General features: G+C 41.0%; 20 protein-coding genes. 11 read left to right on the top strand and 9 right to left on the bottom strand.

Annotated elements, in window-relative coordinates:
- The first annotated feature begins 161 nt into the window (after positions 1 to 161).
- A complete protein-coding gene (locus tag AC1RRY_RS12985) occupies positions 162 to 1673 on the top strand; it encodes a choice-of-anchor I family protein (protein WP_492820135.1) in 1512 nt (503 codons plus the stop codon).
- A 71-nt stretch (positions 1674 to 1744) separates the two neighbouring features.
- Here AC1RRY_RS12985 and AC1RRY_RS12980 read toward each other — a convergent pair whose 3' ends face one another.
- From AC1RRY_RS12980 to AC1RRY_RS12955, 6 genes are all read right to left on the bottom strand, one after another.
- A complete protein-coding gene (locus AC1RRY_RS12980) occupies positions 1745 to 2359 on the bottom strand; it encodes a thioredoxin family protein (protein WP_492820137.1) in 615 nt (204 codons plus the stop codon).
- A gap of 61 nt (positions 2360 to 2420) precedes the next feature.
- Positions 2421 to 2912, bottom strand: a complete 492-nt coding sequence (locus AC1RRY_RS12975) for a TlpA disulfide reductase family protein (RefSeq protein WP_492820139.1) — start codon at positions 2910 to 2912, stop codon at positions 2421 to 2423.
- A 476-nt stretch (positions 2913 to 3388) separates the two neighbouring features.
- Positions 3389 to 4549: an acyltransferase family protein gene (locus tag AC1RRY_RS12970; RefSeq protein ID WP_492820141.1), complete on the bottom strand. Its 1161-nt coding sequence runs from the start codon at positions 4547 to 4549 to the stop codon at positions 3389 to 3391.
- A gap of 110 nt (positions 4550 to 4659) precedes the next feature.
- A complete protein-coding gene (locus AC1RRY_RS12965; protein ID WP_492820143.1) occupies positions 4660 to 5817 on the bottom strand; it encodes an AraC family transcriptional regulator in 1158 nt (385 codons plus the stop codon).
- A 90-nt stretch (positions 5818 to 5907) separates the two neighbouring features.
- Entirely contained in the window at positions 5908 to 9063 is a 3156-nt protein-coding gene (locus AC1RRY_RS12960; RefSeq protein ID WP_492820145.1) for a PVC-type heme-binding CxxCH protein, read from the bottom strand.
- A 65-nt stretch (positions 9064 to 9128) separates the two neighbouring features.
- A complete protein-coding gene (locus AC1RRY_RS12955) occupies positions 9129 to 9995 on the bottom strand; it encodes a ThuA domain-containing protein (RefSeq protein ID WP_492820147.1) in 867 nt (288 codons plus the stop codon).
- Between the two features lie 269 nt (positions 9996 to 10264).
- Between AC1RRY_RS12955 and rpsL the strand changes: the two genes are divergently transcribed.
- The 9 genes from rpsL (at position 10265) to AC1RRY_RS12910 (ending at position 19425) form a co-directional block, all read left to right on the top strand.
- Complete coding sequence (gene rpsL, locus AC1RRY_RS12950; RefSeq protein ID WP_492820149.1) at positions 10265 to 10678, top strand: 30S ribosomal protein S12; 414 nt, start codon at positions 10265 to 10267, stop codon at positions 10676 to 10678.
- A gap of 111 nt (positions 10679 to 10789) precedes the next feature.
- Entirely contained in the window at positions 10790 to 11257 is a 468-nt protein-coding gene (gene rpsG, locus AC1RRY_RS12945; protein ID WP_492820151.1) for a 30S ribosomal protein S7, read from the top strand.
- A gap of 489 nt (positions 11258 to 11746) precedes the next feature.
- Positions 11747 to 11986, top strand: coding sequence for an acyl carrier protein (locus AC1RRY_RS12940; protein WP_492820153.1), 240 nt, complete (start codon positions 11747 to 11749; stop codon positions 11984 to 11986).
- Entirely contained in the window at positions 11962 to 13194 is a 1233-nt protein-coding gene (locus AC1RRY_RS12935; protein WP_492820155.1) for a cytochrome P450, read from the top strand. The genes AC1RRY_RS12940 and AC1RRY_RS12935 overlap by 25 nt, the downstream gene beginning before the upstream one ends.
- Before the next feature lie 270 nt (positions 13195 to 13464).
- The gene (locus tag AC1RRY_RS12930; protein ID WP_492820157.1) at positions 13465 to 13707 is read left to right on the top strand and encodes an acyl carrier protein; all 243 of its coding nucleotides are present in this window, start codon (positions 13465 to 13467) and stop codon (positions 13705 to 13707) included.
- Positions 13680 to 14912, top strand: a complete 1233-nt coding sequence (locus AC1RRY_RS12925) for a cytochrome P450 (RefSeq protein WP_492820159.1) — start codon at positions 13680 to 13682, stop codon at positions 14910 to 14912. The genes AC1RRY_RS12930 and AC1RRY_RS12925 overlap by 28 nt, the downstream gene beginning before the upstream one ends.
- A 4-nt stretch (positions 14913 to 14916) precedes the next feature.
- Positions 14917 to 16272, top strand: coding sequence for an MBOAT family O-acyltransferase (locus tag AC1RRY_RS12920; RefSeq protein WP_492820161.1), 1356 nt, complete (start codon positions 14917 to 14919; stop codon positions 16270 to 16272).
- Positions 16273 to 16274: 2 nt separating this feature from the next.
- Positions 16275 to 17189, top strand: a complete 915-nt coding sequence (locus tag AC1RRY_RS12915; RefSeq protein ID WP_492820163.1) for a hypothetical protein — start codon at positions 16275 to 16277, stop codon at positions 17187 to 17189.
- Positions 17190 to 17277: 88 nt separating this feature from the next.
- A complete protein-coding gene (locus tag AC1RRY_RS12910; RefSeq protein ID WP_492821307.1) occupies positions 17278 to 19425 on the top strand; it encodes a S9 family peptidase in 2148 nt (715 codons plus the stop codon).
- 253 nt (positions 19426 to 19678) lie between these two features.
- On the opposite strand, the gene rpsA is transcribed toward AC1RRY_RS12910, so the two are convergent.
- On the bottom strand, positions 19679 to 21487 hold the full coding sequence (gene rpsA, locus AC1RRY_RS12905; protein WP_492820164.1) for a 30S ribosomal protein S1: 1809 nt from the start codon (positions 21485 to 21487) through the stop codon (positions 19679 to 19681).
- 347 nt (positions 21488 to 21834) lie between these two features.
- Between rpsA and AC1RRY_RS12900 the strand changes: the two genes are divergently transcribed.
- Entirely contained in the window at positions 21835 to 23544 is a 1710-nt protein-coding gene (locus tag AC1RRY_RS12900) for an AMP-binding protein (protein WP_492820166.1), read from the top strand.
- 154 nt (positions 23545 to 23698) lie between these two features.
- On the opposite strand, the gene AC1RRY_RS12895 is transcribed toward AC1RRY_RS12900, so the two are convergent.
- Together AC1RRY_RS12895 and AC1RRY_RS12890 are read right to left on the bottom strand one after the other, a co-directional pair.
- Positions 23699 to 23956: a DUF6952 family protein gene (locus AC1RRY_RS12895; RefSeq protein ID WP_492820168.1), complete on the bottom strand. Its 258-nt coding sequence runs from the start codon at positions 23954 to 23956 to the stop codon at positions 23699 to 23701.
- Positions 23937 to 24251, bottom strand: a complete 315-nt coding sequence (locus AC1RRY_RS12890; RefSeq protein WP_492820170.1) for a thioredoxin family protein — start codon at positions 24249 to 24251, stop codon at positions 23937 to 23939. The genes AC1RRY_RS12895 and AC1RRY_RS12890 overlap by 20 nt, the downstream gene beginning before the upstream one ends.

Genomic DNA, 24251 nt, shown 5'->3' with positions numbered 1-24251 from the left:
CGAAAAGATACAGGCAAAAACCGGAGTGAGACATTTTAACATTACGATTGGGTATACAGAAAATACTCCTTGCCAATAAGCCGTTTATGATTTTTTTATTTTTAGTTAATATTAAGATAACATACCGATTCTACTTTTGCGACCTAACTAAAAGAACTTTTATGAAAAAAATTATCCTTCTGGCTTTAGCAGTAAGCATAGCCGTTGTAGCCTGTAATGAAGACGAAGTACCCGCATTAGAATTCACTGTTGAAGAAGATGTAGCAAGCTATCAGGAAATTGCCTCGATTAACCTGGGGGGTTTAGGGGCTGCCGAGATTACTACATTCGACCCTCTTACGAAGCGTTTGTTTGCCGTGAATAACGGAACTACCAACAAAATTGATGTGATTGATTTTGCCAATCCTGCCAGTATCTCGGTTATTCATTCTATCAGCATGACACCATACGGGGGTTATGTAAACAGTGTGGATGCCTATAATGGTAAACTTGCGGCGGCAATTGAGTCTACCGATAAACAGGCTGCCGGAAAGATAGTGGTATTTAATGCCTCTACTTATGCAGAAGAAAAAGTAATTGCTGTAGGATCATTACCTGATATGGTTACCTTCAGCCCTGACGGAAAATACATTTTAAGTGCCAATGAAGGCGAACCGAACACCAGTTATACTAACGACCCTGAAGGCACAGTTTCAATTATTGATGTAGCCAACAACTATGCCGTAAAAACAATCAACTTTTCAGCTTTCAGCAGCCAATTGGCTGACTTAACAGCCAAAGGGTTCAGAATTTTTGGCCCGGGTAAGGATTTCGTGAAAGATATTGAACCTGAGTATATTACAGTGGCCGACGATTCAAAAACGGCATGGGTAACCCTGCAGGAAAACAACGCTATTGCTGAAATTAACCTTACTGCCGGTACTATCACCAAAATTATGCCACTGGGTTTCAAGGATTACAATGCTGCAGGAAACATGGTTGACATCAGCGACAGAGATAATGCTGTAAGTTTCGCCAACTGGAAAGTGTTTGGTACTTACATGCCTGATGCCATTTCATTTCTACGTCATAATGGTGTGCCCTATTTGTTCACGGCTAATGAAGGTGATGCCCGCGAGTATGATGCTTTTGCCGAGGTAAAACGTATGAAAGATTTGAAACTGGATGAAACGGCTTTTCCGAATGGGGCTGCTTTAAAGGCTGACGGACAATTAGGCAGACTGAATCTTACAAGCACATTGGGAGATACAGATGGTGACGGAGACTATGATGCGCTTTATAGCTTTGGCGCGCGCTCGTTTTCGGTATGGAATGCACAAACCGGACAATTGGTTTTTGACAGTAAAAATGAACTGGATGTAAAAGTGAAAGATGCCAATAGTTATGACGATACCAGGAGTGATGATAAATCGGTAGAACCGGAAGCCATTACAATTGGGAGAGTAGGCAGCAAACGAATAGCTTACGTAGGAATGGAAAGAGTAGATGCGGTTGCTATTTATGATGTTACCAACCCTGTGGCTCCTACTTTTATAAAAATACTTCCTACAGGCGATGCCCCGGAAGGTGTATTGTTTATATCAGCCTCGAAAAGCCCTATTCAACAAAGTTTGGTGGTAGTGAGCAGTGAAAACGATGGAGTAGTGAAAGTTTATAAGGCGAATAAATTGTAATAATATATCTGTTTGTAAAATTTGAAAAAGGTGCTAACTCTAGCACCTTTTTTTGTGTCGTTGATTCAATGTTACATTCGCCATTTAATACCGCAGCCAATAGCTTTGGTACTTGTCAGATTCACTGGTTTATTCTCTAACAGTGCATCAACGGCCTGTTTTACGTAATGTGCACTGGCGGCGGCAGCATCGTTCGAATTGTTGTCGATAGCTCCGTGGTAAGCCAGTATGTAATCATTCCCTTCGCGCTTTACTACATACACGGTCGGGGTGCTTTTAGCGCCATAGGTTTTGGCTACTTCCTGAGTGGTGTCGAGCAGATAAGGGAAACCATAGTTCTTGCTTTTGGCTCTTTGCTGCATTTGCTCGAAACTATCGCCGGGTGATAATCCTGCATCGTTGGCGTTGATGGCTATAACCGGGTAACCTTTTGGCGCATAAGTTTTGTTCAAATCTACCACGCGCGCTTCATAAGCTTTGGCTACCGGACAAGTATTGCAGGTAAACACAACAATGTATCCTTTGGCTGACGCATCATGACCCAAAGCAACCATCTTGTTGTCAATGTTTTTCAGATTGAAAACCATCACCTTGTCTCCTACCTTGTAGCCGTCGGCCGGTAAAAGAAAACTGCCAAGCACAAAAACCAGTGCTACTGACAGGCTTAGAAAGATTGTTTTTTTCATAGTTTTAAAAAATTGTGTTAAACAATAAGGAAAGATCTGACTCGTCCTGAAAAAGGATTTATCATTTAATAAAAGCTTTTAATTCGGTCTCTAGCTGACCTTGGGTCAGCGGTTGTTCGAAAGTCTTTCTTGATTTGTTTTGTGGTGCTACTATTAAAGTGAATGGCAGCGCGCCTGACCAGTTGGCTGATACCAGATCAATCCAGCTATTGTAATCGGGTTCGTCCAGAAGATAAATGGCCGATGCTCTCAACTTATTTTTTGCTATGAAGGGCATTACTTTTTTATTCAGGTCAGTCACCATGTCCAGATTAATCAGCACTACCTTCACATTTTTGTCTTTATATTTTGCACTGATTTTTTCAAAATGCGGAAGTTCCTCTATGCAGGGTTTGCACCAGGTTGCCCAGAAATTGACCACCAGCACTGTATCTTTCGTTTGCTTGATTATCTTTTCCAAGGCCGGATACTTAATAGCCTTTACAGCCTGGGCATTAGCAACACACCCGGAGCAGACCAGAAGAAAAAACAATATGTATCCTTTTATTTTCATGGTAGCAAGATAACATTTCCATGAGTGTATAATAAAAACGTCTTTAAAACTGAGATATTTTACGGCGGCAGAATGAATAGGTATGTGCCTGATGCACGGGGTGATAAACAAATTTAACACTAAAAGCCTATCTAAGTCAATGTTTTATTGTTTTTTGTTAATATGGTAATTGCTCCTGCTCTGCGAAGCTCTTGTTTAAACTTAGTGAAGCTCCATAGTAAAGCTGCTGAGTGAAGAATATTATAATGAGTTGTATATTCTTCTGTTGTTACTTTTTTTGCCTGAAAAAAAGTAACCAAAAAAGCAGGCATCATTTAAACTCACACAATTAAAAATCTGAGAGTTTTTTGCTTCTTCTCTGAATCTATATCTCGATTTTTAATTGTGCTCAAACAGGAAATGATGTTTTAAGGTCTTTTATTTTTAGTTGTTATTTTTTGTGGGCATTTAACTTTTACTTAGTAAAGGGATGTAGTTTATTTAGCCTTCACTCCAAACAACAACCTCATAAAATTAAACGGCCTGATGAGAAAATGGAAGATAAACAGGCTGAATCCGAATGTACCCAGTACTAATATCAGGAGCTTTAACCATACATTCATATTCCAATCGGCAATGTGGAAACCAATGGTTACGGTAATAGTCTGATGCAGGATGTAAAAAGGATACACAGCCTCGGTACTATAAGTGAGAAAAGCATTTTTGAAATTGAGGTAGTGCCGTGCAAATCCACAAATGGCCAGTATGGTTGTCCAGAGACTAACCATCGTCAGGAAGCCATTGAGTAGTAATATAAAAGGTCCGTCTTCCGGGATACTTCCGAAAATAGCATCAAAAGACATACGAAACGCAACAATAAAAATGCCCACAGATGCAAGAGGAAATCTGTATCGCTCCATAATAGACCATATCGCCTGATGAGTGCCAATCAGATAACCGTAAAGAAAAATAACCAGCGATATAGAAAAATTATACCAGTCAGAAATCAGGTTGTTGGTTACTTCCCATCGTTCGCGAAGTGTCCAATAGATAATCATAGGTACTACGCTTAATAGCAGTATGCTCCAGATGTTTGAGAAACGTGTGCTGATAGCCTTTACCAGTTTTTTAGAATTATCAGATTTCAGCCATAAAAACAGAGGCGTGGCTATTAGTGAGAAAACCCATAAGTAAGCCACAAACCATAAATGATGCCACGAAAAATCTCCTTTAGGATAAGGGATAAACTGAAGTACTTGTGAGTAAAAGTCGATGTAAGAGCCGTTGAACTGTCTGCTTTGCAAACGCTCGAAGTAAATCTGTGGAGGTACAATTACAAACATACCAAATACAAGGGGCAGCAATAAGCGTTTGGTACGTTCGCCAATAAATTGCCAGCCTGTACGCGACTTCATGGCCAGACTCACGCCTACACCCGAAATAAAGAATAATAAAGGTAAGCGCCACAAGTGTAGCCACTCCATGGGTATTTCCATGGTATGATTGATAACGTTGTTCTTGACATGCCAGCCCCAGCCGACAAAGAACATACTGCTATGGAAAAAGATAAGAATACAAAAAGCCAGTACCCGTATCCAATCTATATAATACTGGCGCTTTGAGGAATGTGTTGTGGTTGTTGAAGTAATAGGTTCCATAATTTTGTTTTGGTTTAAATGATGCCCAAAACTAGATGAACCTATTATAAAAAGAGGCTTTTGCCGATAAGCGTGGCGTTCGAGATTATAAGAAAGAACATTAAAACCGCTTATTTGTGTGTGCGAAACTGTGAGGGAGTCTGCCCCACAATCTTTTTAAATGAGGTATTAAAGGCCGATTTTGAGTTGTAACCTACCATTTCGGCTATTTCTTCAATCTTGATGTGGGCGTTTTCAGGTGCAAGCAGTAATTGCCGAGCCTCTTCAATGCGGTAGGCAGCCGTGAAATCAAAAAAGCTTTGCCCCAGTTTTTCGTTCAGAATTTGTGACAGATGATGTGGAGAAACAGCCAGCATTTTTGCAAGCACCGGTAGTGAAAAGGAAGCATCGAGAAATGGTTTTTGAGTGGTCATCAGCTCAGTTAGCTTAATCAACGTGTTATCCTGAATGTCGGGAGTAAGAGAAGACTTTTCATATTTCTTCCCGGGTTTTACCTGCTCATCATGAAAGAATTTTGAACGACTGATAATTGAGAAGGTAATAGCATAAATAATGAGTGTGATATGCCCGGCGAGGATATGGTCGCCCAGATCATGAATAAAGGTCAGTTTGATAATCAGAAAAATTACGACCATAGAGGTCAGAGAAATGACCTGTGTTCGGCACCAGCTTAATTTTGGATTCCGGTTAGACGTGAACGAAATACCTTCTTTTTTAAAGGCACGCATAACTACGTAGAAACTGGCAGCAAGATAAACAACCATGTGCGCAAACATCAGGTCGTTTACATGATGTTTAAACCAGTAATACCATTCTCTCTCATGATAGTCACAAGGTACTCGGGTAAGGTCCGGATGGAAAGCGTATAAATATGAATTATAATGATGTATGTCTGGAAGCGGGTAAAACAAAACGGACATATAAAGCAGATAAGCCAAAAAAGGGATAAAGTGCAACAACTGGGTTTTATTGAACCGCTCGGTTATGTAGGTCTGTATATAAAGAAAAGAGAGAGGTGCCAGTACAAAATTGGTTGGTTCGGCCATATCTACCAGATACAGCGTGCGAAAAGTATAATTGGTGTAACCCATTAGCACCTCTGTAATGGCAAACGCCATTGAGAATAATAATAAACCCAGATACCGATGCGCTACTTTGTTACCTCTCTGAACTGTCAGGAAGAAAAATGCCAGAAAGAAGCCCTGTACCACTCCGAGCAGTATAATGATGGCAAATAAATCAATTTTGAGAGGTAATGTCCGGAGCATCAGGATGAATTTTCAAGGCAAAATACAAATAAAAAAATACCCCGGCAAATCTGAAAACCTGCCGGGGTAAGCACATCTGACAATAAATTCTTATTTCTCCAAAGGATACTCAGCCAATAATTTAGAGGCGTTGTATATATCCTTCTGATTTTTGGTGGCGGCTCTTACGGCTTTTACTTTCTCCGGTTGTGTGGCCGGGGCATTGTTGCCAAAAGAATTACGCACATAGGTAAGCACGGCCGCTACTTCTTTGTCTGTCAGTAATCCCTCAAATGGGGTCATTGGTACTTGTCCGGGATACTTCTTGCCGTTTACTTCTATCGGCCCCAGTAAACCTTTCAGTACAATCTTGATGGCGCGCTCTTCATTGCCGGTTACCCAGTTGGTACCTGCCAATGGCGGGAATCCCGAGGCTGTAAGGCCCTTGCCATCCGGCTGATGGCAGGTTGAGCAATAACCCTCCTTGGCATAAATAGCTTTACCTATATTGTATAATTCAAGTTCGGCGCCTTTCAGGGGCGATTTTTCTGCTACTTCTTTTGCTTTCTTCACGGGTACACCGTTCAGGTGAGCCACTGCTGTTTCATAGGCATGAATCATCCAGTCGTCCAATGGTTTCTTTTTGGCTTCTGCCAGAATCGGCAGACCTTTTTCTTTACCAATCCATGAAGCCGCTACAATAGCGCCCAAACGTACACGACTGTTTTCGTCACGCGCAGCCTGCATTAGCAAGGCTGCCTGGTCAGGAACCTGATGACCTGTAAACCGAATGACCTCTACAACCCCGGCTCTTACATGATAATCTTTGGCTTTGAGCAACTGGCGAAGCAAATGCTGGTCCACTTTGTCCAGTCCCCAGGTAACCCAGAGAGCCTCTAATGCATGATGTTCGTAACGAGGGTCGGTTTTGTCTAAAGCAGCCACCCATTTGGTCACTTTGGGTAGCACTTCAGCGGCACTTCTGCCTCTTAACTCATTACGTGTACGGTAGCGTGTGCGGTATTCAGGCAGTTTCAGGTTGTCTAACAGGGTTTCAACACTGGCTCCGGCAATTTTAGCGGGTGTTATCAGTGGTCTTGACGGATACGTTATTCTGTAGACACGTCCGTGAGAGTGGTCGCGCAGCGGGTCACGGGCATTGTGTTGCATGTGGCCAATCAGAATATTGTGCCAGTCAATTACATATAGAGAACCATCAGGTGCAAATTCCATATCAACCGGACGGAAGTTACGGTCTTCGCTCACAATCAGGTCTACCCGGTGTTTGCTTTTATAACCTGTGCCATCATCGACAAGACTATGCATTTTGGTGCCTAAAAAACCGATGGTATTGTTGATTAACAAATCGCCCTGAACTTCATCGGGAAAATGGCGGCTAGATACAAATTCTAGTCCGGAGGTGGGACGCACCATGTGGTCTTTTTCAATCAACTGCACGCTTTTGTGGGTATACTCTCCATATCGGGGCAATACACTGCCCGGCATCATCCAACGCACATCAGGGCTTGATGTCTCGGCAAAGAAAGGCTGTCCCCATTCGTCAAAAGCAATCCCCCAGGGATTCGGAATAGAAAGCTGGGCGGTGCGTTCCAGTTTACGCAATTGCGGGCTGTATCTGTAAAAGCCACCATTGGTAGCACGTATGGTGCCGTAAGACGTTTCAACATTGGTGTGCAGGAATACACCCTCACCTGAATAAATAGCCCCCGAAGGGTCAACGGTGTAGGCATGGCTGTTATGATGCGTATCGTGGTCGTCAAAGCCACTCAGAATTATCTCCACTTTATCGGCTTTGTCGTCGCCATTGGTATCAGTATACAATTTTAGATTAGTACCCTGCGATACAAAAACACCCTGATGCGTAATCTCGAATCCTAATGGCAGGTGCAAACCATCGGCAAAAACCGTTTGTTTATCGGCTTTGCCATCGTTGTTGGTATCTTCCAGAATAATTATTTTATCATTAGGCCTGGTATCGCCGGGTTTATAGTGCGGATAACTCGGCATGGCTGCTATCCACAGGCGGCCTTTGTTATCGAACGACATCTGCATAGGTTTAGCCAAATCGGGGAACTCCTGTTCTGAAGCAAAAAGCTCGATTTTGTATCCGGCAGGTACTTTTAGTTTACTCAGAGCCTCTTCTCCATATAGATAAGTCAGGCTGCCATTCTTTTCCGGATTAAAATTGGTTTTTACTTGTGGCAGCGTTTTTGTGTTTTTATCGGCTGTGGACACATCCATTTTTTCTCCTTTCGATGCCGCCAGCCAAATGGCCTGATCGCGGATGTTCGTCATTTCACGAATCTTCTCAATTTCAGCCGGATAATTATCAGGCCCGAACGGATTATAGCGACGCCCATAGACGTGCACTCCATTAGGGATTTTATAATCGTTGTGCCACATCCAGTTTTTTTCATTCACCGCATTCAGAACCAGAGCTCTGTTGGCTTCTGCTGTGGCAGGAACTTTACCGAAAACAGCGTCTGTCAATAAAGTGCTCAGCTTACTGTAGCCTGCTTCGTTTAATTGCGAGCCGTCGATCGTTAAAAACTCCTGAGTAGTATCATACCATTTTTTAGAGGGGGTGTAAGCATCTACAAACAAAACCTTATTGGCATCTGCCACTTCCTTCATGGCTTTGGTATACAACAAAAGGTTTTCGTTTTCTTTCACACCATCGGGCAAATCATATTTGCTGCTTAAGTCTTCAAAGGCTATTGGTGAAACAATCACCAGCTGGGGGGCACTGCTGCCATTGTATTGTTGGTTGAGGGTATATTTAATGAAGGCGTCGAGTTCTGCTTTATAGGTAGCCAGATTGGCTTTGCCCTGAAACGATTCGCTATAACCAAAAAAAGCAATGATGATGTCGGTTTTCAGGCGGGTGAGCCATTGGTCGGGTGTTTCAAAATGGCCTTCGCTGTCAGATTTTTTTGCATATTCGGTCTGAAATTTTTCAGCGCCCGGAAATGCCCAGGGCAGATTACGGCTGGCGTGAGGTCTGAAGCCTGGGGTGTCGCCGCCATCGCACATATTTCTGATATATAAAGAATAATCAGGATAACGAACATGCATTTCGGTTTCAAACAGGCCGTAGTTCATCATTCTGGAACCAAGGTTGCCACCAATCAAAGCAATATGAGCGCCTTTCTGAAGGGTAAGTGCCTGGGGTGGGGGGCTTGTCTGAAATGAGCTGATGCCAAAAACCACCAGCACAAATAAAACAATGAATAATCTGAAATTCATTTTCATAAGTTAGGATAATATGGTCGTATGATAATAGTCGCTAAAGTCTGATTAATGGCATACAATCACTTGGTCATGCCACGGTAAGGTACATTGATATCAATTTTACCTTTCCATTGTTTAGGTACCTTTTTGCCCAGCTCCCAATGAATGGCGTTGATAACGAGCCGCTGAAATGCTTCTACCTGAAAATCTTCCGGATGCCCTAGGGTTGTCATGAACACCTTGCCGCCGAAAGAGTTGGTGCCGGTCCAGGCAACAGGATTTTCGATAGCGGCCTTGTCAGGATTCACCGATTTACCCATCAATAGCCATTCTGAACCTTTGGTCGGGTAATCGGGTAAAACTCTGTACAACCATGAGCGCGCATGAAAATTTGATGATACACCGGTCAGAATCGGGTGTTTGGCTGCTGCCGGGATAACACTCACATCAGTACTGCTTTCATGCCCGTAATGGGTATGTGCTGCTTTGCCACCCCAACCCGGAGGAGAATTGAGCGCAAATTCACCAAACGCATTCCACTTTTCCAGTTCGTGGCCTTTCGGATAGTTGAACGAATGAGTTGAGGTCCGGAAACCCATCACAGGTTTACCTGTTTTCAGATAGGCTTCAATGTGATCCAACTGTTCTTTGGGCAATTGGCGCCAGCGTAGGTAGAAAACGGCCAGATCGGCATCCTTCAGCGCTTCCAGACCTGGAATATCCTTTTCGGCATTCTGATCGGGATACGATTTTATTACTTTGGTTCTAAAACCATAGTTTTTTTCCAGTTCGGCAGCAATAAGGGGCAAGGTGTGTTCACCGCTGTATTCGTGGTCACCGGCTACAAAAACAATCAGGGGAGCGGTTTTCGATTGGGCAAGCAACGTACTGGTGGTTGCGTGGAAAAATAGAACCAACAAGAAAGTGGATAATATGGACTTTGCCATAGTTAACAAAAGGTTTATAGGTATAAGAGGTTTGAATATTCAGATTGCAATTTACATAATTTTAAATAATATCATTCGCCGATACGGTATATTAAAATATGGGTAATTATACGTGTTTAAATCCCGTATTTCTGATAAAAGATTGATAATTAAGACCTGTTTCTACTAAAATATTTAAAAACTGTTTTCTATTTTCAAAAAAAGTATCTACCTTTGCAGCCCTATTTAGGAAATTAGTAACTAAACGAAAAAATAATTTTCAAGACAAAATGCCTACTATACAACAATTAGTAAGAAACGGTAGAGAGCAAATGACTTGGAAGTCGAAGTCTCCGGCACTTGACTCATGCCCGCAACGTCGTGGCGTGTGTACGCGTGTTTACACTACGACTCCAAAGAAACCAAACTCGGCGCTTCGTAAAGTTGCCCGTGTTCGCTTGAGTAACCAAAAAGAAGTAAATGCCTACATTCCGGGCGAAGGACACAACCTGCAAGAGCACTCAATCGTATTGATTCGTGGTGGTCGTGTAAAAGATCTTCCCGGTGTACGTTATCACATTGTTCGCGGAGCCCTGGATACTTCAGGTGTGAGCAATCGTAAACAAAGTCGTTCAAAATATGGTGCGAAACGTCCTAAACCAGGTCAGGTTGCAGCTCCACAAAAAGGCGGCAAGAAAAAATAATCGCATTCATGTTTAGTACCGTCACTACGGCAATTCGTTTAGTTACGGGGTAGTAATCCTGATGGTTCAGGGTGAATTAGTTGTCAAAACGAAACCTTATTAAAAAAAGCAATGAGAAAGGCAAAACCAAAAAAACGTTACGTATTACCTGATCCTAAATTCAGAGATGTAGTAGTAACAAAATTTGTAAACAACTTGATGTACGACGGCAAGAAAAGTATTGCCTACAGCATTTTCTACGGTGCTCTTGACCTTGTAGAAAAACGTACAAAAGAAAACGGCTTGGAGCTTTGGAAAAAAGCTTTGAGTAACGTGTCACCTGCAGTAGAGGTAAAAAGCCGTCGTGTAGGTGGAGCAACATTCCAGGTACCAACAGAGGTACGTTCGGAGCGTAAACAATCTTTAGGGATGAAGTGGTTGATTAGCTATTCACGCAAGCGCGGAGAAAAAACCATGACAGAGCGTCTGGCAGGTGAAATCATCGCGGCTTCAAAAGGTGAAGGTGCAGCAGTGAAGAAAAAAGATGATACGCACCGTATGGCAGAAGCAAACAAAGCGTTTTCACACTTCAGATTCTAATCAGATATCAGAAGTGCTTACATACAAAACCGCAGGTTCCGCAAGGTACCTGCGGTTTTTGTTTTTACTGCAGGTGTGTTAATCAATCTTGTACACGTATTTTTTTGCTATTACGGCCTTATAATTAAACCTGTATCAAAAGAACAATTGAGTGATAAGATTTGAAACAGATTGACCGAAAACGAGCGAAGTGGCATTTGGCAAGGCAGTCTTAGTAAATAAAGTGAAACACTTGTACCCTGCGAATTTGCGACAAGGCAATACTTATATTGCAAGCATCCAAAGCGGTTTAGCTTTTCTGTTTCTGAAAAGTGAGAATAAAAATATGCGAATAAATTTTTTATTATGGGTTCGTCATATATTTTTGTTTTTAATCTTAATATACGTAAATGATTGTGTGAGAGAGAAAAAACATGCACCGTAACATGTTGAGCAGACTTAGATATTGTCCCGGGTATTCAATAAACGACCTTAAACTGACCTATTATTATGTCGAAAGAAGAATTGAGTGACTGGTTTGAAAGCAAACTGGCCGATGAATTAGGTAAAAAACCAAGCGAAGTATCGCTCGCTGTTTCTATTAAAGAATATCACCTCGACTCCATTTCATTAGTATCACTTTCTCAGGATTTAGAAGATTTTGTTGGTTTTTATGTTGAGCCTACTGTTTTCAGTGAATTCGAAACTATTAATGAAGTAATAGAATGGATACTAACTCGCCCAAACTAGTAAGATGGAATCCTACAACGAGTGAATATAATGAAAATCCGTATATAAATCTTGAGGAATGCCTGCAGCATGCTCCTGTTCAGCAAAGTTTGCATGGAGAATGGGTCGTGTTCAAACATGAGCATGTGAAGCAATTGTTGAGAGATCCGACGATTATTACATCCGACCTGGGCGGTTTCTTTGAAAAAAAGGAAAGTGTGCTTTTAAAAAATACTAATCAGTGCCCCTTTTTAGCAAAGAGCACAAAAAGATGGTTAATGTATCAGGACGGAGAAGAACACAAGAAAGGACGAGAACTGGTAGAAAAAGCACTGAAATGCTATGACCTGGAAAGTGTCGTGAACAATTGTGGAGAAAAATGGCTTGCCGGTTTTTTCGAGGAAGACCAACTGGATATGGCTTTTGTGGCATCAGTGTTACCATCTCTGATATTTATGTCGGTTTATCAGCCAAATAGTGATGAATGGTTTTCTTTTGAACAGATGAGAAAAATATGCGGCTCATTGGGCAGGTCGCAGGATTTATTTGTATCTATTAAACAATACCAGGACTACAACGCCGATGCTGGATGGTTGTTTACTACTATAAGTAAGGATTTTGAAGAGACAAGCATGAAAAGTAACAGTCTTGTCAGAAATTTCATAAAGATTAATGAAGAAATTGGTAATCCGTTTACAAACGATGAGCTTGTTTCAATAATCATGGGTTTCTTCCTTGCTTCTATGGAAACAACCATCGATACGATTACTATCTGCGTTATTGAATTTTTGAGAAACCCGTCTCTTCTTGACTATATACAGAATGCAGATGCTAAGCAGATGAATATTTTGGTTGAGGAGCTATTTCGATTTGCTTCACCTCAACAATGTACAGTCAGAATTAACACCCAGCCTATTGAAATAGAGGGCCACCTGATTCCGGCATATTCAAGAATTTCCCTTTGCCTGGCCTCAGCTAACCGCGATCCGGCGGTTTTTGAGAAGCCCAATCAAATATTGACAAATAGAAGCCATAATCCGCATCTGACGTTTAGTAGTGGCGTACACGCATGCCCGGGAGCAAAACTGGCCAGAGTGGAATTGCGCACTTTGTTGAAGCCTTTAGTAGGAATCCTGAGAAATTACAGGTTAGATGATAGCAAGGAAATAGTGTGGAAGAAAGCTATTTTCAAGAGAGGGGCAAAGAGCCTTTGGCTAGTGAAAAAATAGATGCTGAGATAAATACAAAAATGTTTTTATTTACAGGATACCTAGAAAATAGGACATGTATAGTTAAAGTGGATAAAGCATTTTAAGGTTAAGATTACCAGAAAATTGAGCTAAAAATATTCCGATATATTTTATTGTTCGGGATTTGAAGTATATATTTGTTTTGTTGTGCTAAAAAACTAATCCGGGATACCTCGGTATTATCTTGTTGTAAGTTTGAATATAATTCTGATTACTATAACCTAAACTACATTTAAATTGCCCTTTATTATGTCAAAAGAAGAATTGAAAGACTGGTTTGAAAACAAACTGGCCGACGAATTAGGTAAAAAACCAAGCGAAGTGTCACTCGCTGCTCCCATTAAAGAATATCACCTTGATTCCATTTCTTTGGTATCGCTTTCTCAGGATTTAGAGGATTTTGTTGGTTTCTATGTTGAACCTACAGTTTTTAGTGAATTTGAAACTATTAATGAAGTAATAGAATGGATACTAACTCGCCCAAACCAGTAAAGTGGAGTCCTATATCAGCTGAATACAACAAAAATCCGTATATAAACCTCGGTCAATGCCTTGAGCATAACCCTGTTCAGCACGACGGGAATGGAGAGTGGATTTTGTTCCGATATGAACATGTAAAACAGATGTTGAAGGAGCCTACTACACTTACAATGGACCTGCCGGGTTTCTTTGAGAAAAAAGAAGATGTAGTTCTAAAAAACACTAATCAATGCCCTTTTTTAGCCCGGAGTACAAAACAATGGCTATTGTATTTGAATGGAGACGAACATAGGGAATCTCGGGAATTGGCAGATAAGGTGCTGAAATGCTATGATTTAGATAACAAAGTAAAAGAGTGTCTGGAAGAATGGTTTACGAATTTTTTCCTTGATGATACACTCGATATGGCTTATGTAGCATGGATGTTGCCCGCGCTTATTTTCCGGTCGCTTTATCAGCCTGTTACCAATGAATGGTCGTCTTTAGCAAACCTGAATAAGGTGTCCGATTCGGTAGCGATGTCATTAGATATGTACATATCCATTAAGCAGTATCAGCAATACAACGCCGATACCGGATGGTTGTTTGATACCATCAGTAAAGATTTTGAAAAGAACAATCTTGGTGAGAATGCACTTGTAAGCAACTTTATAAGAATTAATGAAGAAATGGGTAGCCCTTTTACTAAAGATGAGCTGGTTTCTTTAACTACTATGTTGTTCTTTACTTCTATAGAAACAACCGTTGATGCCATTACGAACAGTATCAATGAATTTTTTAAGAATCCTGAACTTCTTGACTATATTCTTAAAGCAGATGCAAAGCAAATTAATATTCTGGTTGAAGAATTGTTCCGATTCGCATCACCCGTACAGTATACTATGCGAATAAACACTCACCCTGTTGAAATAGGCGGCCATCTGATTCCGGAAAATTCTAAAATTTACGGGTGCCTGGCTTCTGCTAACCGCGATCCGTCTGTTTTTGAAAGCCCTGATACAATCATACCAGATAGAAATAATAACCCTCATATCGCCTTTGGAAGTGGCTCTCACGTTTGCTTAGGAGCGAAACTGGCCAGAATGGAATTGCGTGCTTTATTGAAACCGTTGGCTGAGATTTTACAAAACTATCGGTTTGATGAAAACAGAAAGGTAGAGTGGCAGAAAGCAATACTTCTGAGAGGAGTGAAAAATATATGGAGTGTAAAAAAATAAGCAAATGACGATAAGCATTCTGTTGATTTTGCTATTTATTCTACTTATTGTAATTGGATTATTAGTGTTTAATAAGCTTGAGGAAAAATGGAAGGTTTTACTTTCAGGAAGTATACTATTCTATATTTTGATAGCCAAATGGGCAATAGTGCTTATTTTTCTTTTTTCTCTGCTTATATATTTCGGAGGGAAACTGACTGAAAGAGCAAAATCTAAAGCAATTTATTATGTGACCATTTTTTTGAGTTTATCGCTTTTATTGACTGATAAACTTGGCATTTTTCCTGAGTTCGGGCTATCTTCCACATTTGCACTTATAGGTGTTTCTTATATTACCTTTAATGGGCTTAGCTATCTTTTTGATATAAAGAAGGGCTACCTGAAGGCAGAGGAAAACTATGGGCTCCTGTTGTTATATCTGCTTTATTTTCCTTATATCTCGGCAGGTCCCTTGAATCGTTATAAGCGAACCGTTGAACAGTTTAAGAACGGGATTGAGCTGTCTAATGAAAATTTCTCATTAGGTTTCAGACTTATTTTGTGGGGGAGCTTTAAAAGCCTGGTGATGGCTCAATTCCTGAAAAAAATTGTAGAGATCGTTATTGATTATCCGGATGCCTATAAGAGTTTTTCTGTCATAATAGGTGGCTTCTTTTTCTTCCTTTATATCTATTGCGACTTCAGTTCGTATATAGATATTATTCGTGGCACCTCTCAGATTTTTGGCATAAAGCTTTCACAGAATTTTCGTAATCGCGTTTATTTATCTTCTTCCAGAAAGCATTTCTGGGATGGCTGGCATATGACGCTTAATCATTGGTTTAGAGATTATGTTTTTTATCAGATAGCCGGTAAGGCGAGAAAAAGATGGCAGATCGACCTGGCCATGTTGTTTACATTTGTGCTGATTGGGCTTTGGCATGATGTATCTCTGAGGTTTATGTTGTGGGGTTTTATAAATGGTATATGGATGATAACGGAGAACAAACTAAGGAAATACTTCCAGTTTGGTCCGGCTGGCGTGCGCCGGATTTTAGGTGTAATTTATCATATTTCTATTGCATCATGTATAGCAATTGTGTTCAGAAGTAACAACTTAGAGGCATCTGTAAAAGCTATATTCTCTGAAAATACGATGTCCAGGACTAGTTATCTCATATTACTTAAGCAGTTTATTACTGTTGCTCCTTTTTTTATATTAATGGACTACTTCTATAAAAAAGCAGGAGAGATGCCGATTGAAGAGTATTTTGGTACTCTCTCTACCAGAGCAAGGTGGGGGATATACACCCTCCTTACTGTTTGTATTATTATTTTTGGCGTGAGTGCAAATGCAGGCGCTTATTACATACAATTCTAAACATGCGATACTCATTAAAAAAATCACTTAAAAAGCTACTAGGCTATTGTTTAATCTTTAGTTTGTTATTAGTGATTGTCTTTGTGTGTATTTCAATTCTTTCTCATAAAAGCAAGGCAAAAGAACATCTGTTAGAGTATATTGAAGTAGACAATACCCTACCCAAGGCTATTTTTATTGGCTCGAGCAGAGTAAAGGCAAGCATTGACCCAACTTTACTGAAGCAGCAATTACCGGCTTATAATTTTTACAATTTTGGGGTATCTGGCTTAGGTGTTTTATATGGCTGCCAATTTGCCGAGAAAATAATTCCGAACATACCCTCGGGTAGTGTTGTTTATGTTGAGCTTTCAGATTTTCGGGTACCTCCATCTCACAGTTTCTATTATTTCAGTACGTATGATGATTTACATCAGATATTGAAAAAAAGATACATGCTTGGTATTGAGTTAGATGAATTAGAGCAGATATTTTTCTCTCTTGTCAATATTTCGACACCTATGAAAGCACATTTTTATCCCGCCAGTAAATTTTTGAATGAAATTGGTTTCAAAAAAGATAAGGCGATGTATACAGGTACAAAGAATCTGTTTTTGAACAAATCCGATATGGTCCGTGCAGAAACGATATTGACTTCTCAGCAGAGAGGTCTTCTTGATATATTAAATAATGTTATAGAATTGGGGAAAAAGAAAAATACAAAAGTTGTGTTTATTATGCCGCTCAATGCAAAAGGAGCTGAGCTGTTACCTATATTTCATGCTATTCCGGAAGCCCATAAATGGATTTATTCAACAGAGTTTCTTGAAAATATATCTCACAATAAATACCTGAAAGACGAATTTCACTTAAACACATTTGGAGCACACCTCTATACGACAGAACTGGTGGAAGAAATAAGAAGACGCAATAATTGATAGTTTCTTTATCAGTATTATTCGATATTCTGATTTTTTTTATGTTTTTTGTATTTTACTAAAAAACTAAAACCAAAATCAACGCATGATGAGAATAATCCTGACTCTATTCTTCCTTTCAAACCTGGTCTTCGCCCAAACTAATTCACAGAAAATCCTGGTAACCGACCTGACTCGAATCAAGCAAGTGATATCTGTCACGGCCTCACCTGACGGAAAAAAAGCTGTCTATGGTATACGCACTATCGAGACCAACGCCGACAATAACTTAGAGTACGATTACCGCACACATTTGTATTTGATTGATTTACAGGCGGGAAGCGCTCCTAAAGCCCTCACCAGAGGTGCAGAGAGCGCCTCGCAGACAACTTTTTCGCCTGATGGCAAAACCATAGCATTTGTACGGGCTACCAAAGGCAAAGCACAGATTTTCATTATGCCATTAGATGGCGGTGAAGCCTGGCAGCTGACCAATTCTAAATATGGTGCCGGCAATCCGTCTTTTTCACCGGATGGTTCAAAAATCCTTTTTAGCGGAGGGCTATCTTTTTCTGAATTGTTGAAAGACTCTACGCTAAATCCATCAAAGGCAGGCCCTTTGTGGTCTTTAGAGAAACCGGGTTTTCCTAAGAACGAGTTTTTGACAAAAGATAAAAAACTAAAAGCTAATCCGGACGGAAGCATTGAAGAAATACGGGCGTATCTGGATAAAGACGTAGAAGATAAGAAAGCAAAGGTGGTGAATCGTCTGAATTTCCAGGGTGAGGCTACCGTAGAGCCGGAAATGAATTTCTCACACATTTTTGTGATTGACGTAAAAGAAAATGCCAAAGCTACACCGCTTACCAAAGGCTTCTTGTCGCACGGACAGGCAACCTGGACCCCTGATGGTAAAAGAGTACTGGTTGTTTGCGGTAAAGATGCCGACCAGCATCCTGACCGTGAGCAGGAAAGCATTGTGATAAGTATCAATCCTGACGGTAGCGATAGAAAAGTATTGGTTTCTGAAAATGGTAAGAGCTTCTCAGGTATTGAGCCATCACCTGACGGTAAATTATTGGCCATGACCATGAATACGCCCAACCTGCTTTCATTCGGGCAGTTGGTGATTGCCAATGCGGATGGCTCAAACCGCCAGGTGGTTGACTTCGACCGGGTGCCGGGTAATCTGAAATGGACTGCCGATAATAAATACCTGTATCTTTCTGCTTCATCAAACGGGGGCATTCCGGTTTTCAGAATGGATGCCAAAACACGTAAAATTGAACGTTTAAGCGATTATGAGTCGGGTGCCACCCCATTTGATTTGGCGGCCGATAAAGTGATATTTGCCAAAACTGAAGTCACTAACCCGTCTGAATTATACATGGCCGACCTGACCATGAAAAATGGAGTGAAACTAAGTGCTCATAATGACAGCTGGTTGAAAGACAGAAAGCTGAGTTTCCCTGAAAAAAGAGTGTATACCAACTCGAAAGGTGAGAAAGTAGATTACTGGATTATGAAGCCTACTTTTATAGAAGCCGGTAAGAAATATCCTTTGGTATTGCAATTGCATGGTGGCCCAACGGCTATGTGGGGCCCGGGAGAGTTTTCTATGTGGCATGAGTTTCAGTATTTCTGTTCTCAGGGCTATGGGGTAGTGTATCCGAATCAGCGTGGCTCTGGTGGCTATGGTAAGACTTTCCAGTTCTCTAACTACCGCGATTGGGGCAAAGGCCCGCAGGAAGATGCGCTAAGCGCCTGTGCTGATGCTGCTAAGGAGGCTTGGGTGGATACAGCCAGACAGGTGATTACGGGCGGATCTTACGCCGGTTATTTAACGGCATGGATTATTGCGCAAGACCACCGCTTTAAGGCGGCTTTTGCTCAGCGGGGCGTATATGACCTGACCACCTTTATGGGTGAAGCCAATGCCTGGAGACTGGTACCCAATTACTTTGGTTTGCCGTGGGAAGATGAGAAAGTAACTAAAATAGATGCGAATTCACCGTATACCTTTGTGCATCAGATTAAAACGCCGTTTCTGATCAAGCATGGTGAAAACGATTTACGCACAGGTGTTGTGCAGTCGGAAATGATGTTTAAAAGTTTGAAGTATCTGGGTAAAGATGTTGAGTATGTGCGTATGCCTGGTGCAACACATGAGCTTTCCCGTACAGGAAATGTACGCCAGAGAATCGACAGAATCCTGCGTATCTACGAGTTTTTTGAGCGTTTTGTTGGGGTGAGGTAATAGCCATCTTAACTTTCTGCCTTCACCGAATGAAGTGGTTCGCCACCGCGGTCGGTGGCTTTTCAAACAAAGGTCTGTTTTTCATTATAAAGCCGACTTATTTATAAAATAATCCCATTGTTTCAATAGACGGCGAATTCATTCGCTGATTTATCGGATAATTTTAAGGAAGGATTCCGCGTTGCAAATGACCATATACCAAACAAAAAAGGCTTCTCACCGAGAAGCCTTTTTTGCTAACTATGATTTTATCTTACTCAGCTACAGATTCAGAATCTTTCTTTTTAGAAAGTTTCTTTTTCTCTCCTTCTACCATTTGCTCTTTCAAAGCAGCAAGGGCATCAAGGTCTCCAAGTGTTGATTTCTCTTCGCTTGTAGAAGCGGTAGATTCTTTTCCACCTTTTTTCTTCACTTCTTTCTTCTCTTCTTCCTTAGGAGCTTCCCAGGTTTTTGAGTGAGAAAGCATGATTTTTTTCTCTTCTTTGTGGAATTCCAATACCTGGAATGGCAATTTCTCACCGGTTTCAGCTGTCGTTCCGTCAGCTTTAGCCAAATGTTTCAACAAGGCGTATCCTTCAATACCGTAAGGTAGTTCAAGCGTTGCTTGTTTGTCATTTTTAGAGATGATTGTACACTCATGTTCAGAACCTACTGTGAAGATGTGCTCGAAAGTATCCCAAGGATTTTCTTCCAGGTGTTTGTGGCTAAGAGCTAAACGACGGTTTTCAACGTCAAGTTCCAGTACCACTACTTCAAGCGTATCACCTACTTTCACGAAGTCAGAAGGATGTTTGATTTTCTTGGTCCAAGACAAATCAGAAACGTGTACAAGACCATCGATACCTTCTTCCAATTCAAGGAAAATACCGAAGTTAGTCATGTTACGTACAGTACCGGTATGTTTAGTACTAACACCGTATTTGCTTAATAAGTCTTGTTTTGTCCAAGGATCTTCAGTCAATTGTTTGATACCCAAAGACATTTTACGCTCTTCACGATCAAGAGTCAATACAACTGCTTCGATTTCGTCACCAATTTTCAAGAAATCAGATGGGTTACGAAGGTGTTGAGACCATGACATTTCAGAAACGTGGATAAGACCTTCAACGCCCGGTTTCAATTCAAGGAATGCACCGTAGTCGGCAATGTTTACAATCTTACCTTTTACTTTAGAACCTACTGAAAGACCTTCAGCCAGTGAATCCCAAGGATGAGACTCTAGTTGTTTCATACCCAACGAAATACGTTTTTTGTCTTCGTCGAAGTCCAGAACAACCACTTTAATGCGTTGATCCAGTTTAAGTAATTCGTTCGGATGGTTGATACGTCCCCACGAAATATCAGTAATGTGAAGTAGACCGTCAACACCACCCAAGTCGATGAACACACCGAAGTTAGTAATGTTTTTAACCACACCTTCCAATACCTGACCTTTCTCCAAGTTATTAAGAATAACCTGACGTTGCGTTTCAAGGTCTTTTTCGATAAGGATTTTGTGAGATACAACCACGTTATCGTTAGTATGGTTGATTTTCACAACTTTAACCTCCATTTTCTTACCTACGAAAATATCAAAATCGCGGATTGGCTTAACGTCGATTTGTGAACCTGGCAAGAACGCCTCGATTCCGTAGATGTCTACAATAAGACCACCTTTCGTACGACGTTTAACAAATGCATCGATGATAGCGTCTTCTGTAAATGATTTTTCGATGTTGTTCCAAGCGGTTAGTACTCTTGCTTTTTTGCGAGAGATAACCAACTGACCCATGGCATCTTCTTGTTTTTCGATGAAAACCTCTACCTGATCACCTACTTTCAGGTTAGGTAGATCGCGGAACTCTGAAATTGAAACAAGACCATCAGATTTAAAACCGATGTTCAATAATACCTCGCGGTCTGAAATACCTACCACTGTAGCCATTACTACGTCTTTCTCGTCAACTTCAGTTAGCGTGTCGCTGTAAAGTTTTTCAAGTTCTGCTTTTTCAGCAGCAGTGTAACCGCTACCGATACCTCTTTTTGAGACTTTGTCCCAGTCAAATTCTGCAACTTGTACCATAATTGATTGATAAATCACCCATTTGTACATCAACTCACCGGGCCTTTGAGCTGAAATTTGGTTAAAATAAAAATCCTTGCGAAAAGGACTGCAAAGGTAGAATATTTTCTAACAAAAACCTAAGCTTAATATATTTATTATTAATTAGTTAGATTGTTTTTGCAGATGAGTTTATTTTGAAGCGCCGCTGAATTTTTCAAGCCAGAATCGCTGCGTTTAAAGGAGTAGGAAATATTATGCGTGCCGAATATTTTTCATTTTTTCTGGCTTCTTTTCGATAAATCGTCTTATTTTTACATTAAAAAATACAACACCTGTTCACTAGTATATAATTTTTAGAAACTGTTATGCCTATTAAAACACAACCGTATCCCTGGTTAAAATTTTATCCGGAGGGGATACCCTATGAAATCAACCCGGAAGCCTATCCGTCTCTGTTAGAACTGATAGATGAAGGCTTTCAAAAATATGCCGATAAATCGGCGTATTCATGTATGGGCAAAGAACTCACTTTCGGAGAGCTTGATAAACACACGCGTAATTTTGCGGCGTATCTTCAGAGTGTCGGCCTTCAGAAAGGTGACCGGCTGGTGATTCAGATGCCTAATTGCCTGCAGTATCCGGTAGCCATGTTCGGTGCGTTGAGAGCCGGTTTGATTATCGTTAATACCAATCCTCTATATACGCCTCGTGAAATGGAGCATCAGTTCAAAGATTCGAGTGCAAAGGCGATTGTGATTGTAGCCAATTTTGCTTCGAATCTGGAAAAAGTGATTGATAAAACCTCCATCAAGCATGTATTTGTAACACAATTGGGCGATATGCTCGGTTTCCCGAAAAAGCAATTGGTAAACTTTGTGGTAAAAACCGTGAAAAAAATGGTGCCGGAGTATCATTTGCCGCAGGCAGTTCCGTTTATGAGTGCCGTTGGCAAAGGAGGTAGTCTGAACTGGACAAAACCTAAACTTACCAATAGCGATTTGGCCTTTATTCAATATACAGGTGGTACTACCGGGGTTTCGAAAGGTGCCATGCTGACACATCGTAACATAATAGCCAACCTGGAGGCCAACTATATATGGCAAAGCGTAATGACCAACAAGATAAAGGCGGATAAAATTGTGGTGGTAGCAGCCTTGCCTTTGTATCATATCTACGCCTTAACGGTCAATGCCCTTACCTCGTTGAAAACAGGTACCATGAACCTGTTGATTACAAACCCGCGCGATTTGAATGCTTTCATTAAAGATTTGAAGAAAAATCCTCCGCATGTATTCACAGGTCTGAATACCCTTTATAACGGTTTATTGAATCATCCGCAGATTAACGAAGTTGATTTCAGTAATCTGGTTATTACCTCTGCTGGCGGTATGGCACTGCAGGGTATCGTAGCGAATCGCTGGAAAGATCTGACAGGTAATCTGCCAGCGGAAGGATACGGTTTGTCTGAAACCTCTCCGGTATTGACCTCGAACCCATTGGTGGGTGAAAACAGAATAGGCACCATTGGTATACCATGGCCAAGTACTGAAATCAGAATATTGAAAGACGACGGTACCTGGGGTGCCGCCGGAGAAGTAGGAGAGATTTGCGCCAATGGCCCACAGGTAATGGCCGGATATTATAACCGACCTGATGAAACCGAAAAAGTGATGCTAAAAGATGAAGATGGTAGAGACTGGTTTAAAACCGGCGATGTTGGTGTGATGGATAACGATGGTTACTTTAAGATAGTTGACCGTAAGAAAGATATGATTCTGGTATCGGGCTTTAACGTGTATCCAAACGAAATTGAAGATGTAGTAGCCACCTGCCCCGGCGTATTGGAAGTGGCCTGTATCGGGGTACCTGATGAAAAATCGACAGAGGCCGTGAAGGTATTCATTGTGAAAAAAGACCCTGAACTGACTGCCGAACAGGTAAAAGCGTATTGTAAGCAAAATCTGACCGGCTATAAGTGCCCGAAACACATTGAGTTCCGTACAGAATTGCCTAAAACCAATGTAGGTAAAATTTTACGCCGGGCCTTGAAAGAAGAAGCGCTGGCGAAAAATTGATTATACATCCCGATTTTAATCGGGATACTGTTATGGCATTTATTCCTTTGTTACAATAGACGGTGAATTTATTCACCGAACTTTAGAGAATAAGCATAAAAATGCCCTCAATCTTTCGATTCGAGGGCATTTTTTTTGATGAAGCATCTGAAATTTAAGCAACCGCTTTATCGATAGAGCCTATTACTTTTTTCATAAAAGCATTGGCTGCATCTTTTTCAGGCATGCCATCAGCTATCAGCTGATGTACTTCCAATGCGCCGCACAGGTTTGAAATCAATTCTCCGATTACATTCACTTCTTCCTCTTTCAAAGACGGAGCTTCAGAAATATTTTCCAACACTGTTATGGCGGCCTCAATCTCTGCTACAGACGAGGTACGCTGCGCTTGTCTAATTAAGGGTAATTTCATCTATCAAAGATTTTAATTGTTCTTCTTTATTAGTTTGAGCCTGGTTCACCAGACTGCCACCTTTAAAACCGGCAAATGTGGGTAAGTTGTTAACACTGGCCAATTTGCGCGACTGTGGAAACTTCTCGGCATCTACAATTACAAAAGCGGTGCTTTCATTTTCGGTAGACAGACGCTTGAATTTCGGCTTCATCAACCGGCAGTTGCCACACCACGATGCCGAAAACTGCACCATTACTTTGTCATTCTGTGCAATGATATCGGCCAGATTATCTTCTGCTAATTCAATTAACAT

The organism is Emticicia sp. GW821-FHT11C11 (assembly GCF_058808615.1).
Note: the sequence above shows the minus strand (reverse complement) of the source record. Positions and strands in the feature narration are given on the sequence as shown.